This window comes from Ruegeria sp. YTSA075, assembly GCF_059610245.1.
This window is the reverse complement of the sequence record NZ_JBXWNG010000003.1, coordinates 356,675-370,436: the sequence shown is the minus strand read 5'-3', so window position 1 is coordinate 370,436 and position 13,762 is coordinate 356,675. Positions and strand designations below refer to the sequence as shown.

Genomic DNA, 13,762 nt, shown 5'->3' with positions numbered 1-13,762 from the left:
CTCTGACCTCCTACGGTAACAAGCTCACCTTAGGTCAGGTTCGACCCGTCGTTCTGTGAACCAGATCACACCAAACTACGAAATCGTCAGATCAGATCGGATTCGGCCAATTCGCGCAGGGCTTCGAAATCCTGAATCAGCAAACCTCCGCGCGAGGCTTCGACCACATTGTCGCGTTTCCAGGTCGAGATGGTTTTTGACACCGCCTCGCGCGTGGCGCCGACAAATTCGGCTAATTCGCTTTGCGACAGCGTGATTCGTTCCGATGGGTCATCCTGCAGGTTGGACAGATGAAGCAGTTTGCGCGCCAGCCGGATCGGCATAGGCAGAAAGACCTGCTCGTTCAGCTGTGATCCCATCCAGCGCATGCGCAAACCGGCCAGACGGACCATATCAACGGCCAGATCGGGATGTTCGCGGATTTGGCCCATCACATCGCGGCGGCGCACACGCAGAACGCGCGATGGCTCGGCAGCGGCGACTGTCGCTGTGCGTGGGCCGCTGTCAAACAGGGCAATCTCGCCAAAAACTTCGCCGGGCCGCATGAGGGTCAGCGTCAGCTTTCGCCCGCTCATGGCCAGAAACGACACTTCGAGCGTGCCTGACAGTATCGCGTAGAGCGCGTCGCCCTCGTCGCCCTGTTCAAACAGGGTTTCCCCCTGTTCAAGGGTTAGTTCGGACGCAAGATCAGAGAGCATCTCTCGAAGCTCGTCAGAGGCTTCTGATAGAAAGCCACTAGAAGGAAAGGCCGTCATACGGGCGGTGAACTCCGGATTTAGGTGCTGAGTGGTGCCTTAACCTTTCATAGCTTCGGGCTTAAGCCAAGTTCTTTTGCAGCTTACGGATTACTTGCGCGGTGTGATGGTGGTGCATCAACGCAGCGTTGGCGCTCATTGCTGATCCGGATCTTCCATATAGTTTTGCAGCAGGCTGAATTGCAGCATCAAAAACGCCATCAGGGCGATCGGGAAAGCGAAGGTTTCGATCTTCACCCATAAATCGGTCGACATGGTGCGCCAGACGAGTTCATTGGCGATGGCCAGAACGGCAAAACAGGCGCAGAGCCGGCGTGTGAGGATCATCCAGCCTTCGTGTTTCATGGGCAGCATCTCATCCAGCACATAGGCCAGATAGGATTTTCCCTGAAGCAGACCGATCCCCAGGATGGTCGAAAAGACGCCGTAGACCAGAGTGGTCTTCATCTTGAAGAACCGTTCATCATTGAACCAGGCGGTCAGGCCACCGAAGAAGATGACCATGAAGGCGGTAAAAATCTGCAATCTGCTGAGTTTACCGGTCAGAAACCACAGGATGCCCATCGCGGCCAGCATCAGGGGCACAAAGATGATCGTCGCGATGATAAAGCCGGAGTATTCTGTACCGGCGATCAGAAAGCTGTCATCGCGCAGGCGCAGATAGATGAAGAAAAAGGCCAGTGGGGGGCCGAGTTCGAGCACCTGTTTCAGAAACGGGTTGATGTCTTTTTTGCCTGTCATCGTATCTTCCTGCTGCTTACCCGCCCATTTCAACGATTACGGCGCCCAATGCAATCAATGCCATCAAAGCAATGCGTCTGGGGCCGACCGTTTCTTTCAAAACAAGCCAACCGATCAGGGCCGCAAAGACTGTTGAGGTCTCGCGCAGAACGGCCGCTTCGCCCACTTTGTCGAGCCGTGTGGCCAACATAATGGCACCGAAGGACATGGGCGCGATGATGCCGCCGGCAAGCCCACGCAGCATGAGGGGACCAATGGCCGGGCGGTTGATCATGGCGCGCCATCTGAGGAAGGCGTAGATCGGCATGGCCGCGCCGTCGATCATGAAGAACCAGGCCAGAAAGGTGAATGGATCGGCAGTGGCGCGGATGCCGTAGGCGTCATACGTAGTGTAGAGCGCCACGAAGAGGCCGGTTGCAACCGCCAGCGCCAGTGCGATCCCAAGGGTTTCCCGGTTGGTTTCCAGAAAGCGTAGGTTGTAGAGGGCAAGGCCGAATATTCCCGCCAGCAGGACCGCGACGCCAAACCATTGCATGCCGCTGAAAATCTCGCCGAACAACAGATAGGCGCCGATCACAGTAAACAGCGGGCCGGTGCCCCGGACGACGGGATAAACAACCGTGTAGGATCCTTTGGTATAGGCCATCGCCTGAAGAGTCTTGTAGGCGATGTGGATCATCCAAACGACGGCGAAGATCGGCCACATATAGGGTTCGGGCCAGGGTACGACGAAGAACGCAAAAGGGGCGGCCATCAGGCAATAGCAGGCGTCTATCGCTCCGCGCGACAGCCAGGGATCATGGCGGCCTTTCTGAAGTGCCCCGAAGACCGCGTGCAGAAAAGCGGCCATGAGCGCCAGCCCAAGGGCAAGCTGGTGGCCCGCTTCGGTGCCTTCAAGTGAGATCAGCCAGTCGCTCAAGTATCAGATCTTTTTGCTGGAGGGAGAGGCTGGGGGTTTTCCACCCCCAGACCCCCGGAAGATATTTATGGCCAGATGAAGACTTGGATCAGCTTTGATCCAGGCCGGTCAGGGCGGCGGCGAATTCTTCGGGATCAAAGGGGGCCAGGTCGTCGATTTGTTCGCCGACGCCGATGGCGTGGATCGGCAGGCCGAACTTGTCCGCAAGCGCCACCAGAACACCGCCCTTGGCTGTGCCGTCGAGTTTTGTCATCACAAGGCCCGAAACATCGGCGAGGTTGCGGAAGGTTTCCACCTGGCTGAGCGCGTTTTGTCCGGTGGTGGCGTCGAGCACCAGCAGGGTGTTGTGTGGGGCGGTGTCGTCGACCTTACGGATCACTCGGACGATTTTGGCCAGTTCCTCCATCAGATCGGCGCGGTTTTGCAGGCGGCCTGCCGTGTCGATCATCAACAGGTCGGCGCCATCTTCCTGGGCTTTGGTTAGGGCATCAAAGGCGAGGCTCGCGGGGTCAGAGCCTTCCGGTGCGGTCAGGACCGGGACACCAGCGCGCTCGCCCCAGACCTGGAGTTGTTCGACGGCGGCGGCGCGGAACGTATCTCCGGCGGCGATGACGACCTGTTTGCCTGCTGATTTGAATTGGCTGGCGAGCTTGCCGATGGTCGTGGTTTTTCCTGATCCGTTCACGCCGACAACCAGAACCACCTGCGGGCGTTTTGGATAAATCGGTAGCGGGCGCGCCACAGGCTCCATTACGCGAGCGACTTCCTGCGCCAGCAATTGTTTGATTTCGCTTGTCGAAAGTTTGCGGCCAAAGCGGCCCTCTGCCATGTTTGCGGTGACGCGCAGGGCGGTATCGACGCCCATGTCCGAGGCGATCAGCAGCTCTTCGAGCTGTTCCAGCATGTCGTCATCCAGCGTGCGGCGGACAACGGTTTGGGCATCGCCGCGGCTGAACAATCGGCCTAGCAGACCTTTTGGCTCAGCGACCTCCGGCGGCGTTGGTGCAGGCGTGGGGTCTGCAGGTGCGGGAGCAGGAGGTTCGGATGGCACGGGGCTGGGGGTCGGGCCGGGTACTTCTGGGGCGGGGTGCGGTTCGGGCTCGGGCTGCGGGATCACCGGGTCAGGCGTGGTTTCCTTGCCGCCATCCTCGACAATGGCATCCAAACCCTCTTCTAGGCGTGAAGAGGATTTGAACAGCTTGTCCTTGAGCTTTGAGAAAAACGCCATTTTGGTCTCCGCAGGTGATCCTTTCACCTAATGCGGATTTACGGCAGTTGCAAAGGGTCAGGTGAAAGCGATCAAGAAGCCGGCTTGTGCACCCCAATAGAGCGGCCAGATCAGAAAGGGGGTCAGTTTCAGGACCGGGTGGTTGGCAGGTAACAGGAACTTTTCAGTTGCGAGAATCAGATCTGAGGCGATGAAGGCCATCGCGGCGGGCAGGGCCCAGCGAAGAGCGCCTGTATCAGGTAGGGCGAGGACTGTAATGCCCATGCCGAGGATGATCGGGATATAGGCCAGAACCGGCACCTTGAGGTCTCCGGCGCGGGGGGCGAGGAGGGTGGCGGCGACAATGCCCAGCAAAATGAGGGGCCAGACATATTCGGGATGGTCGAATATAAGTGTCGCATTGCTGCTGGGATGAGACAGGAACAGGGCGATATAGGCAAGGTGGCCTGCCGCAAACGCGCCGATACCGGCCATGAAGCTGGTCTCGGATTCGCGCGAAAGCAGGGCGTCTCCCAAGGCGCAGAGCGCCAATGCCAGGATCAGCAGTGCCGCGCCGCCGCTGAGGGCGGCGTACAGGGCCAACAGGGCGACTGATGCGGTTTTGAGCATTGTACGCATTGTGCTGGCCGGGCGTGGGGACAGAGGCAGATAGGCCAAAGCACATGCTGCGGCGATCCATATCAGGCTGGTCACTCTGGTTTCCTCCCTATCTCCCGGCTTTACTGTCTTTCAAAATCCTCTTGCGGTACAACCGGTGACGTTGAGGCATGTGAACCCTCAGTGCGAATAGCCACGGCCGCATGTATCTGACACTATGGCGTCATGTTGAGGTTCTTTGCGATTCTTCTTGTGCTTTCGACCCAACCGGTGGGGGCGCAAACAGCGCTGTCGGGGGCGGAGTTTGATGACTATACGCGCGGAAAGACCCTGTTCTACGGGTACAGCGGCGAGGTTTACGGGGTAGAACGCTATTTGCCCAATCGCCGCGTGATCTGGTCGTTTCTTGATGGAAACTGCAAGGAAGGCGTGTGGTATCAGCGCGAAGATCAGATTTGTTTTGTCTATGAAGACAGGTCAGATCCGCAATGTTGGGTGTTTACGCGAATGGGCGACGGATTGGTTGCTCAATTTGAAGGCGACCCGCAGGCGACGCAACTGTATGAGGCCGAAGATCTGGGCGAGGAGATGATCTGCCTTGGGCCAGAGGTTGGGGTTTGATCTCAGCTTACCCGCAGCTCTTCGTAACTGATCATGACATTCTGCCTGAACGCAGGTCTCTCAATAAGACGGCCGTAGTAGCGTTTGAGGTTTGGGAACTGCGCGCGCGAAATATCAATATCGTAGTATCGGTACAGGATGTGGCCGAACTGGATGTCGGCCAGGGTCAGGTCGGGGCCGGTGAGGAATTGGCGACTCTCCAAAAGTCGATCTGAAACTTCCAGCTTTGTTTCAAGCTGTTCAACGGCGTTCCTGATCTTGAACTTATCCCTATCGGCAGGAGCAGTTCGCACCACCTGCCAGAACACCGGGACCGTGAATGCCATTGCGACATTGATCTTCGCCCATTCAGCCCATTTGTCTATTTCGGCGCGTTGAACCGGGGCGTTGGGCCAAAACGTGTCGGGTGCGTAGCGGTCGGCGAGATATCGCAGAATAGCTCCGGTCTCCCACAGGGGTGGGTTGATGCCATCCTGCAGGACAGGGATGGTGAGGTTTGGATTCATATTGGCAAAGGCTTGCGTGTCCAGCCCACCAAAGTGATGGCCGACATCATGGCGATGATACTCCAGCCCCAATTCGCCGACACACCACATCAGGGCCTGCACATTCGAAGATGTTTTGCGCCCCCAGATCGTCAGCATAGCTTAGAACAGCGAGCCCTGATCGGGTGCATCTGTTTTGGTCTTTTTGGGGGGCGACTTGCTGGAACCTCCGGTCGTCAGGCGGCCATCGGCAAATTCGATTTCCAGAACCGGGTGCTTGGCGGCTTGTGACTTGGTGGTGATCACGTCGCCCTCGGCCCGCACGACGGCATAGCCGCGTTCCAGCGTGGCTTTGTAGCTGAGCGTTTCGCGCAGGCGGTCTGTGGCATCCAGCTGTTGGCGCAAGCGGTCCAATCGGGTGCGTTGAGCGGCGTTTAGTCGCTCGGCCAGTCTGGCAGTGGCTTGGCGCTGCTGGTCGATCTCGCGTTGGATCGGGCGCATGGACAGGCGAGAAGACAGGTTGCGCAGGCTTTCCTGCCGAGATGCGACAACGGCGCGCAAGGTTGTCGGGCGCAGATGGGCCGACATCTCGACCAGTTGCAGGCGTCGGTTTTGTACGCCTCGGGTCAATGCGGGCGTCAGTCGTTCTGCAATCAGATCAAGCCGTTGCCGAGGAATGTTCAACAAACTGTCCGGGCGCGGCAACGCGCGGGCCACGTCGCGCAAGCGCTGGCTGCGGCGCTGGACCGCATCGCTGGCCGCACGGGAAAGTCGTGCGCCCTGTTCGTTGGTCCAAGCCAGCAGTTCCATCCGGACAGGGACAGCCAGTTCGGCGGCAGCGGTTGGCGTGGGTGCCCGGTGGTCCGAGACAAAATCGATCAGCGTTGTATCTGTTTCGTGACCCACGGCCGAGATCAATGGGATGTCTGAGGCGGCAGCGGCACGTGCCACGCTTTCTTCATTGAATCCCCACAGATCTTCGATGGACCCGCCGCCGCGCGCAACGATGATCAGGTCAGGGCGTGGCAACGCGCCGCCAGGTGTAAGCGCGTTGAACCCTTCGATAGCGCGGGTCACTTCGGGCGCGCAGTTGGCACCCTGCACGGCAACCGGCCAGATCAGAACTTTGCGGGGAAAGCGATCCCGCAGCCGATGCAGGATATCGCGGATCACCGCGCCGGAGGGTGAAGTCACAACACCGATGATCTGCGGCAGATAGGGCAGTGGCTTCTTGCGTTCGGCTGCGAACAGGCCCTCGGAGTCGAGCTGTTTCTTACGCTTCTCCAGTAGCGCCATTAAGGCGCCTTGGCCCGCGACAGCGACCTCATCCACGTTCATGTTGTATTTGGACTGTGCACCAAAAGCAGTCAGACGGCCGGTCACGACAACCTCAAGCCCTTCTTCGGGCACAACCGACAAGCCCGAGATCTGACCTTTCCATGTCGTGCAGGCCAGCACGTTCCGATCATCCTTGATGTCGTAGTACAGATGCCCCGAGCGCGCTTTGAACACCCGACCGACTTCGCCGCGGACGCGGATTCGTCCAAACGTTCCTTCGAGCGTGCGTTTCACCTCGCCAGAAAGCTCGGAAACCGAATATTCGGGAGTGTTTTGGCCGGGAATCGGGTCGTCGAGCAGGTCGGACATTTCAGCGCCTTGTGTCAAATGCCCACCCAGCTTAGAACGCCGCGCAGGCAAGGCCAAGCAGATCGGAGAGCTTTCATGAACATCCTTATTCTCGGCAGCGGTGGGCGCGAGCACAGCCTGGCCTGGGCGGTGATGCAGAACCCCAAATGCGACCGCTTGATTGTTGCGCCGGGAAATGCCGGGATCGCTCAGATCGCCGATTGTGCTGCACTGGATATCGAGGATGGTGGCGCAGTGGTCAGCTTCACCGAGGAAAACGCGATTGATTTCGTCATTGTCGGCCCCGAAGCGCCCTTGGCGGCAGGCGTTGCAGATCGTTTGCGAGAGGCTGGCGTGCTGGTCTTTGGCCCCTCGGCCGCGGCGGCACAGCTTGAGGCCTCAAAAGGCTTTACCAAAGAGATTTGTGACGCGGCCGCCGCACCGACAGCAGCCTATGCACGGTTCACTGAGGCGGAACCGGCCAAAACCTATATCCGCGAACAGGGCGCGCCCATCGTGGTCAAGGCCGACGGGCTGGCCGCGGGCAAGGGTGTGATCGTAGCGATGGATGCGCAAACCGCGTTGGAGGCTATCGATGACATGTTCGGCGGCGCCTTTGGCGGTGCGGGCGCCGAAGTTGTGATCGAGGAGTTCATGGAGGGAGAGGAAGCCTCTCTCTTCGTGTTGTGTGACGGAGAGAACATCTTGTCCATCGGCACAGCACAGGATCACAAGCGTGTGGGTGAAGGCGATACCGGGCTGAACACCGGTGGCATGGGCGCCTATTCGCCCGCTCCGGTTCTGAGCGCTGAGGTTGAGGCCCGTGCGATGGTTGAAATCATCCGCCCGACCATGGCCGAGATGAAGCGGCGCGGGACGCCGTTTCAGGGGGTGCTCTATGCCGGTTTGATGATCAAGGATGGGCAACCGCGTTTGGTGGAATACAATGTGCGGTTTGGCGACCCCGAATGTCAGGTGCTGATGATGCGTCTGGGTGCGCAAGCGATGGATTTGATGCATGCAGCGGCCGAAGGGCGGCTGGAGGATACCCGTGTGAATTGGGCTGAGGATCATGCGATGACCGTGGTCATGGCTGCGCAGGGTTATCCCGGGTCCTATGAGAAAGGGACGGTCATCAAAGGTTTGGATAGCCTGCCGGAAGACAGCAGCAACATGGTGTTTCACGCGGGCACCAAGGCGGTTGACGGGCAGGTTCAAGCGTCGGGCGGGCGAGTGCTTAATGTCACCGCCCGTGGTGACACATTGCAGGAGGCGCGGGATCGGGCCTATGCAATGGTCGATGGGGTGGACTGGCCGGAGGGGTTCTACCGGCGCGATATTGGCTGGCGGGCGCTTTGAGCACTGCTGGGTGAGGGGGCTTTGCCCCCTCGGCCTGCGGCCTCACCCCCAGGATATTTTGGGCCAGATGAAGTTTGGATCAGCACGTCAGGGCTTGGGTAAGGCTTTCGGATCCATTGAAGGGGCCTAGATCGGTTTTGACCCAATCCGTTTGGTAAGAGACTGCAATGATCCGGGACCAGTTGGCGTTAATAACAATCAGCTCTGGTTGACCTTTACAGTCGCGCAGGCCGCCTGAGATAAAACCCTCACCGATCTTGTGATTGGTCAGGCCGGGGATTGCGGCGATCTCAGTTAGCCGGTCATCCTTGAAACGCCAGATACGCAGGGTTTTGGCCAGATGAGGGCGGTCGATATAGGCGATTTCGACATAGCCGTCGCCATCCAGATCTGCGGCTCCGATTGGGGCCAGCCAACGGAAGCGGGTACCTATGTAAGGAGTTGCAGCGATAAGGCCGCCACCGTTGTAGATTGCGAGCCTTGCACCTTTGTCGCGATGGCTTTCGACTACAAGTGCTTCTCGACGGTTATCATTGTCTATGTCGACAAGGCGCGGTTGGATGTCTTCGAAAACCCGTTCCTTGGGTAGCCGGATTGTATATTTTGCCCATGTAGGTGCGTATTGCAGAACCAACGCGCCGTACTCGATCTGATCGCCGAGAACGCCATGTGGATACCGCGAAGTGGGTTCGGCGTATTCCGCCGAGCCCAGTGGTTCATATTGCCATGGTTGCTGTGACCGAGCCTGAAACGGACAAACGCCAAATGCGATTGCGACGGCGGCCACCGGCCAAGATGACATCAGATCTGCTTTTCAGGCATCTGGACAATCAGGCCGTCCAGCGCATCGGTGACCTTGATCTGGCAGGTCAGGCGCGAGCGGGCCGGGTCGGGCTCATAGGCGAAATCCAGCATGTCCTCTTCCATGTCGTCCTTTGCCGGGATCTTCTCGACCCAGTCGGGGTGGACATACACATGGCAGGTCGAGCAGGCGCAGGCACCGCCGCAATCGGCCTCGATGCCTGGGATATTGTTGTCACGGGCCCCTTCCATGACGGTCAGTCCGTTGGCGACCTCGACTGTGTGTTCGGTACCGCCATGCTCGACATAGGTGATCTTTGCCATTGCGTGCGTCTTCCTTTTGCGATGTTCGGATTCTTCATTAGTCAAGGGAGCTAAGTGTTTCCAGTGGCAATTGCGACGCATCGCGCCGCGTCTGGGCTTTCTCGGTAGATGTTTGCCATTTGTTCGCGATTTTTTGATGCTTGTTTGCAGCGATATCGGGTCGAGGGTCCGGTGACGCAATTGGCGCGGTCGAGCGTGGTGAATCGAAGCTTCTCGGGCCGGGGCGCCTATTGTGCTGCAGGTGCGCGATTGGCCGGGTTCAATCTGTTTCTTCTGCTCGAAGGCGGCGTATTTGACCTAGTGCGGTGTTGATCTTGAGTTGGATCATTGCTTCACCGATTTTGGAGGTCGCAAGATCAGGGCGGCCGTCAAAACCTGTGTTCCAGCCGGAGGGCGCAGATGTTTCTGTACGACCTGCAGCGTCCGGTTTGACGTATAGAAGCTCTGACGTGTCTCGCAGGGCAGCGTGATTTCCGATTTGTTCGACGCTGAAGCCTTCGTTTTGCAGGTAAGTGATTTGCCCATTGTCTGCGTAGTAGTCGGAAACATGCCGCACAGATACGCCGGCAGGCGAAAGCTCAACGGTCATCGAGGCAGCAGCCCGGTCTTGTGCTGCCTGATTCCCACCACTGTCTCCGATTAGCAGAATTTCTTTGAACCCATGTGTAGCCAGGCTGCGGATCGTCGCGATAAGTAACTGTTCAAAAACCGGTTCGGGTACAGATATCGTTCCGGGCCACCGCATATGTCCCGTGGGAATTGGCGCTACATCACCTTCAGGAACATATTGAATGACCGGAGCCACAAGGGCATCGCCCAAGCGTTCGGCAATTTCTCGGCTGGTATATGTGACAACGAAATTGTGTTTTCCAAGCGCTGCATGGGGGCCATTCTGTTCGGTGCCGCCGGTTGGAATGATAACAGTTTTGTACCCGGCATTCAGCGCCGCATGAACTTCGGGCCAGGTCATATGTTCCAGAAACAGTTGGTCATGGGCACGGTCGGTGCCAGATGCGGTCCAGAGGTAGCCAAGGGCGGCCAAACCCGTGCCAAGGATACAGGCTGCCCAGACTGATTTATGTCGCATGCGTATTCCCTGATGAATGGTTGTGGCGGCAGAGTGATCGTCAAATACAGCCTAAGCTCACTTACCTTTTGAACAAAACGCTTTGCGCTGACTTGTCCCGGTGGTCGCCTCGCAGCTCTGCATGCAGGGCGCGGCCTGCCAGTACCGCCGGTCGGGCGCTGACTGCGTTGAGCCAACGGGTGAAATGCGGTTTGTCTTCGAGCATCTGTTGCTGGCCTTCCCACAGGCTGGCCCACCCCCAGATCGACATATCGGCGATGGAATAGAAATCGCCCGCGACGTATTCGTTTTCTGCCAGCCGTCTGTCGAGCACACCGTAGAGTCGCCCGACCTCGGTGCGGTAGCGATCCTTGGCATAGGGCAGGTCCTGGGGTGGGTCCATCTGCGGGGCATATTTTAAGAAGTGATGTGCTTGTCCTGCCATCGGACCGACACCGCCCATCTGCCACATCAGCCATTCTTCGACGGCGATGCGGTCCCGTTCGGATTCGCCATAGAAACGCCCGGTCTTGCGCGCCAGATACATGAGGATCGCGCCGCTTTCGAACACGGAAACGGGTGCGTCATCCGGGCCGTCAGGGTCGACGATGGCAGGCATACGATTGTTGGGTGAAAATTTCAGAAAGTCAGGATCAAACTGATCACCCTTGCCGATATTGATCAAATGGGTGGAGTAAGGCAGCTCCATCTCTTCCAAAGCGATAGAGACCTTCCAGCCATTTGGCGTGGGCCAGAAATACAGATCGATCATGATATCTCCTCAAGCTGAGGGGATCATGAAGCTTTCTGCGCAAACGGCAAGAGTGCCTGCGGCCGGGGCAGGGCAAAAAGCCGTGACCAGCGCCGGTGCGGCGTCTTGGGGATTCCGCGCCTAAGCGTGTGCAGGCACAGGCGTTCGGGGTCGCGCAACAGGGCGTTGTAGACGCGCAGCACGCCGGGGCGTGTGTAGCTGGACCAATGACAGATGCGTCGCTCGGGCGCAGCGAGTGGGAAGATCAGCGCCGACAGGTGATCCACCGTGTCCGGACAATCGATCTGCAATGTGACTGCGTTTGGTGCCGTCAGGCCCGCGCCAATGCTAAGATCCCCGCGGCGGGGCGGCTGAATGGCGGTTTCATACAGAAAGTCGAACAGATCGTTCTCGCGGCTGATGATATTGATGAACTCGGCCGCGCGCCCGGCGGGTGTGATCAGGGCGGCAATGGTGCGGGATTGATATGCAGCCCCGGTGAGCGATACGATGCGACTGAGTGCACCCGTTGGAATGTGATGCAACGCCTCAAGCGCCAGTTCGGTGCCCATCGAATGGCCGATGAAATGAATCGGACGCTGAGGATTCAAGTGATGCACTTGACGAATGACCTCCGCAAGAACCTTACCTGCTTCAACGGCGCGGCGCTGCGCTGACCAGAGCGGGCCGCGCGCGTCCCAGCCAAAGGCGATGGCCAAACCTTCGTCTTCAAACCCGCTGCCAAAGCCCAGATGTTGCGGCCAGCTGGGGCTGTACCAGGGCATCGCCTTGGGATGCAGCGACAGAATATGCCGGTGTGGGCAGGCATTGGCATCATCCGGCCGGTACTTGTACCCGTGGGTCATGATAATGACTGGACCGTCGGATTGCTGGGCCTCTTGCAAAGCCCCGAACAAGGGGCGGGAACTACCGTGCAATTCAGCACGCCCGTTGACAGCATTGATCCTGATCACTGGCATAGTTCTGCCTCATACAAGATGTTGTGGTGCCGCTTTGTCATGACGCTATGACGTTTCAATGAATGAACGATTACAGAACCGTGACGATGCAGGCGCCGGGCTTGACGAATTCGCAACTGCGGCGTATGGGCAACAACACCACGTGGCGATTTGTTACCGGATTGCGGGCCACGCTAAACAACACCGCTAAAAGGTCAGGATGAAAGGCCCCTTTCGCTTGACCGCGTCTGGGGTTTTTTTGATGCGCCTCGGGGATTGAGGCCGAAAGGAATGACATGAGCGAGAGCTGGAACAAACGCACTCAGGCCGTCCATGGCGGCATTCGTCGCAGTCAGTACAACGAGGTGAGCGAGGCGATCTTCCTGACCCAGGGCTTTGTTTACGACAGTGCCGAGCAGGCCGAGGCCCGGTTTCTGGAATGTGGCCCCGATGAGTTCATTTATGCCCGTTACGGTAATCCGACCGTGTCCATGTTCGAACAGCGCATCGCCGCGCTGGAAGGGGCCGAGGATGCCTTTGCCACCGCGTCTGGTATGGCTGCTGTCAATGGTGCGCTGACCTCGATGCTGAAGGCCGGGGACCACATCGTATCGGCCAAGGCGCTATTTGGCTCTTGCTTGTACATCGTCGAAAACATCCTGACCCGGTTTGGGGTTGAGGTGACATTTGTGGATGGCACCGATCTGGAGCAGTGGGAGGCCGCCATTCGGCCAGACACCAAGGCGGTATTCTTCGAATCCATGTCGAACCCAACGCTTGAAGTGATCGATATCGAGGCGGTTGCCAAGCTGGCCCATGCGGCAGGTGCCCTGGTCGTGGTGGATAATGTGTTCTCAACCCCCGTGTTTTCGCGTGCGGTAGAGCAGGGCGCGGATGTGGTTGTGTATTCGGCCACCAAACATATCGACGGGCAGGGGCGCGCACTGGGCGGTGTCATTATCGGCACGCGCGACTTCATTCGGGGCACGGTTGAGCCTTACCTAAAACACACCGGTGGTGCTTTGAGCCCATTCAATGCTTGGGTCATGCTGAAAGGTCTGGAAACCATGGCTTTACGTGTGAATGCACAAGCGGCCACAGCCCAGCACATCGCCGAAGCACTGGAAGGGCATCCTGCTTTGGAGCGGACGCTCTATCCGGGGCTGAAAACCCACGCGCAAAACGCTCTGGTACAGTCGCAACTGGGCGGAAAAGGCGGCACCGTTCTGTCGCTGGATATCAAAGGGGGCAAGGACGCTGCGTTTAAGTTTCTCAATGCCATGACGATTCCCGTGATTTCGAACAATCTGGGCGATGCGAAATCCATTGCGACCCATCCGGCGACGACCACACATCAGCGCCTGAGTGATGAGCAGAAGGATGAGCTGGGCATTACCCCCGGATTGATCCGGTTTTCTGTGGGGCTTGAGGACGCAGATGATCTGCTGACTGATATCCGAAACGCTTTGCAGGCGTCACAAACCTGAGGCGATTGGGGGCGGGAATGCCCCCATTATCATGATGAAACGC

Annotated in this window: 15 protein-coding genes and 1 riboswitch; of the genes, 3 read left to right on the top strand and 12 right to left on the bottom strand. The window is 58.3% G+C overall.

All coding sequences use genetic code 11. The annotated features are described in order from the left end of the window. Positions 1-86: 86 nt before the first annotated feature. The 5 genes from AC2FGE_RS07845 to AC2FGE_RS07825 form a co-directional block, all read right to left on the bottom strand. Entirely contained in the window at positions 87-755 is a 669-nt protein-coding gene (locus AC2FGE_RS07845; RefSeq protein WP_480827580.1) for a Crp/Fnr family transcriptional regulator, read from the bottom strand. Between the two features lie 135 nt (positions 756-890). Then, on the bottom strand, positions 891-1,496 hold the full coding sequence (locus AC2FGE_RS07840) for an inner membrane-spanning protein YciB (RefSeq protein WP_480827579.1): 606 nt from the start codon (positions 1,494-1,496) through the stop codon (positions 891-893). Between the two features lie 16 nt (positions 1,497-1,512). Then, complete coding sequence (locus AC2FGE_RS07835; protein ID WP_496818648.1) at positions 1,513-2,415, bottom strand: EamA family transporter; 903 nt, start codon at positions 2,413-2,415, stop codon at positions 1,513-1,515. An 88-nt stretch (positions 2,416-2,503) separates the two neighbouring features. Next, positions 2,504-3,643 (bottom strand): signal recognition particle-docking protein FtsY, encoded by a 1,140-nt coding sequence (gene ftsY / locus AC2FGE_RS07830; RefSeq protein WP_496818647.1) that lies wholly within the window; start codon positions 3,641-3,643, stop codon positions 2,504-2,506. Between the two features lie 57 nt (positions 3,644-3,700). Then, positions 3,701-4,336, bottom strand: a complete 636-nt coding sequence (locus tag AC2FGE_RS07825; RefSeq protein WP_496818646.1) for a lysoplasmalogenase — start codon at positions 4,334-4,336, stop codon at positions 3,701-3,703. Positions 4,337-4,465: 129 nt separating this feature from the next. Between AC2FGE_RS07825 and AC2FGE_RS07820 the strand changes: the two genes are divergently transcribed. Continuing rightward, complete coding sequence (locus AC2FGE_RS07820) at positions 4,466-4,861, top strand: hypothetical protein (RefSeq protein WP_496818645.1); 396 nt, start codon at positions 4,466-4,468, stop codon at positions 4,859-4,861. Between the two features lie 2 nt (positions 4,862-4,863). On the opposite strand, the gene AC2FGE_RS07815 is transcribed toward AC2FGE_RS07820, so the two are convergent. Then, entirely contained in the window at positions 4,864-5,505 is a 642-nt protein-coding gene (locus tag AC2FGE_RS07815) for a glutathione S-transferase family protein (protein WP_496818644.1), read from the bottom strand. Positions 5,506-5,508: 3 nt separating this feature from the next. Further along, positions 5,509-6,993, bottom strand: a complete 1,485-nt coding sequence (gene xseA, locus AC2FGE_RS07810; RefSeq protein WP_496818643.1) for an exodeoxyribonuclease VII large subunit — start codon at positions 6,991-6,993, stop codon at positions 5,509-5,511. 75 nt (positions 6,994-7,068) lie between these two features. Between xseA and purD the strand changes: the two genes are divergently transcribed. Next, positions 7,069-8,331: a phosphoribosylamine--glycine ligase gene (gene purD, locus AC2FGE_RS07805; RefSeq protein ID WP_496818642.1), complete on the top strand. Its 1,263-nt coding sequence runs from the start codon at positions 7,069-7,071 to the stop codon at positions 8,329-8,331. 79 nt (positions 8,332-8,410) lie between these two features. On the opposite strand, the gene AC2FGE_RS07800 is transcribed toward purD, so the two are convergent. The 5 genes from AC2FGE_RS07800 to AC2FGE_RS07780 all read right to left on the bottom strand — a co-directional run bounded on the left by AC2FGE_RS07800 (position 8,411) and on the right by AC2FGE_RS07780 (position 12,253). Further along, positions 8,411-9,133 (bottom strand): FG-GAP repeat domain-containing protein, encoded by a 723-nt coding sequence (locus tag AC2FGE_RS07800; protein WP_496818641.1) that lies wholly within the window; start codon positions 9,131-9,133, stop codon positions 8,411-8,413. Then, a complete protein-coding gene (locus tag AC2FGE_RS07795) occupies positions 9,133-9,456 on the bottom strand; it encodes a 2Fe-2S iron-sulfur cluster-binding protein (RefSeq protein ID WP_209504265.1) in 324 nt (107 codons plus the stop codon). Before AC2FGE_RS07795 ends, AC2FGE_RS07800 begins: the two co-directional genes overlap by 1 nt. A 259-nt stretch (positions 9,457-9,715) precedes the next feature. Beyond that, positions 9,716-10,543, bottom strand: coding sequence for a creatininase family protein (locus AC2FGE_RS07790; RefSeq protein WP_496818640.1), 828 nt, complete (start codon positions 10,541-10,543; stop codon positions 9,716-9,718). Between the two features lie 61 nt (positions 10,544-10,604). Next, the gene (locus AC2FGE_RS07785; RefSeq protein WP_496818639.1) at positions 10,605-11,294 is read right to left on the bottom strand and encodes a glutathione S-transferase N-terminal domain-containing protein; all 690 of its coding nucleotides are present in this window, start codon (positions 11,292-11,294) and stop codon (positions 10,605-10,607) included. Between the two features lie 23 nt (positions 11,295-11,317). Next, the gene (locus tag AC2FGE_RS07780; RefSeq protein ID WP_480827570.1) at positions 11,318-12,253 is read right to left on the bottom strand and encodes an alpha/beta hydrolase; all 936 of its coding nucleotides are present in this window, start codon (positions 12,251-12,253) and stop codon (positions 11,318-11,320) included. A 132-nt stretch (positions 12,254-12,385) separates the two neighbouring features. Then, positions 12,386-12,463: riboswitch (SAM riboswitch) on the top strand. Positions 12,464-12,528: 65 nt separating this feature from the next. On the opposite strand from AC2FGE_RS07780, the gene metZ reads away from it, so the two are divergent. Beyond that, positions 12,529-13,719 carry an O-succinylhomoserine sulfhydrylase gene (gene metZ / locus AC2FGE_RS07775; RefSeq protein WP_496818638.1) on the top strand — a complete coding sequence of 397 codons (1,191 nt, stop codon included), beginning with the start codon at positions 12,529-12,531 and terminating at the stop codon, positions 13,717-13,719. Positions 13,720-13,762 lie beyond the last annotated feature (43 nt).

Bases quoted from the DNA above. Each gene is read 5' to 3' on its own strand.
- AC2FGE_RS07845 (WP_480827580.1), bottom strand. From the start codon at position 755: ATGACGGCCTTTCCTTCTAGTGGCTTTCTATCAGAAGCCTCTGACGAG.
- AC2FGE_RS07840 (WP_480827579.1), bottom strand. From the start codon at position 1,496: ATGACAGGCAAAAAAGACATCAACCCGTTTCTGAAACAGGTGCTCGAA.
- ftsY (WP_496818647.1), bottom strand. From the start codon at position 3,643: ATGGCGTTTTTCTCAAAGCTCAAGGACAAGCTGTTCAAATCCTCTTCA.
- AC2FGE_RS07820 (WP_496818645.1), top strand. From the start codon at position 4,466: ATGTTGAGGTTCTTTGCGATTCTTCTTGTGCTTTCGACCCAACCGGTG.
- AC2FGE_RS07815 (WP_496818644.1), bottom strand. From the start codon at position 5,505: ATGCTGACGATCTGGGGGCGCAAAACATCTTCGAATGTGCAGGCCCTG.
- xseA (WP_496818643.1), bottom strand. From the start codon at position 6,993: ATGTCCGACCTGCTCGACGACCCGATTCCCGGCCAAAACACTCCCGAA.
- purD (WP_496818642.1), top strand. From the start codon at position 7,069: ATGAACATCCTTATTCTCGGCAGCGGTGGGCGCGAGCACAGCCTGGCC.
- AC2FGE_RS07800 (WP_496818641.1), bottom strand. From the start codon at position 9,133: ATGTCATCTTGGCCGGTGGCCGCCGTCGCAATCGCATTTGGCGTTTGT.
- AC2FGE_RS07795 (WP_209504265.1), bottom strand. From the start codon at position 9,456: ATGGCAAAGATCACCTATGTCGAGCATGGCGGTACCGAACACACAGTC.
- AC2FGE_RS07790 (WP_496818640.1), bottom strand. From the start codon at position 10,543: ATGCGACATAAATCAGTCTGGGCAGCCTGTATCCTTGGCACGGGTTTG.
- AC2FGE_RS07785 (WP_496818639.1), bottom strand. From the start codon at position 11,294: ATGATCGATCTGTATTTCTGGCCCACGCCAAATGGCTGGAAGGTCTCT.
- AC2FGE_RS07780 (WP_480827570.1), bottom strand. From the start codon at position 12,253: ATGCCAGTGATCAGGATCAATGCTGTCAACGGGCGTGCTGAATTGCAC.
- metZ (WP_496818638.1), top strand. From the start codon at position 12,529: ATGAGCGAGAGCTGGAACAAACGCACTCAGGCCGTCCATGGCGGCATT.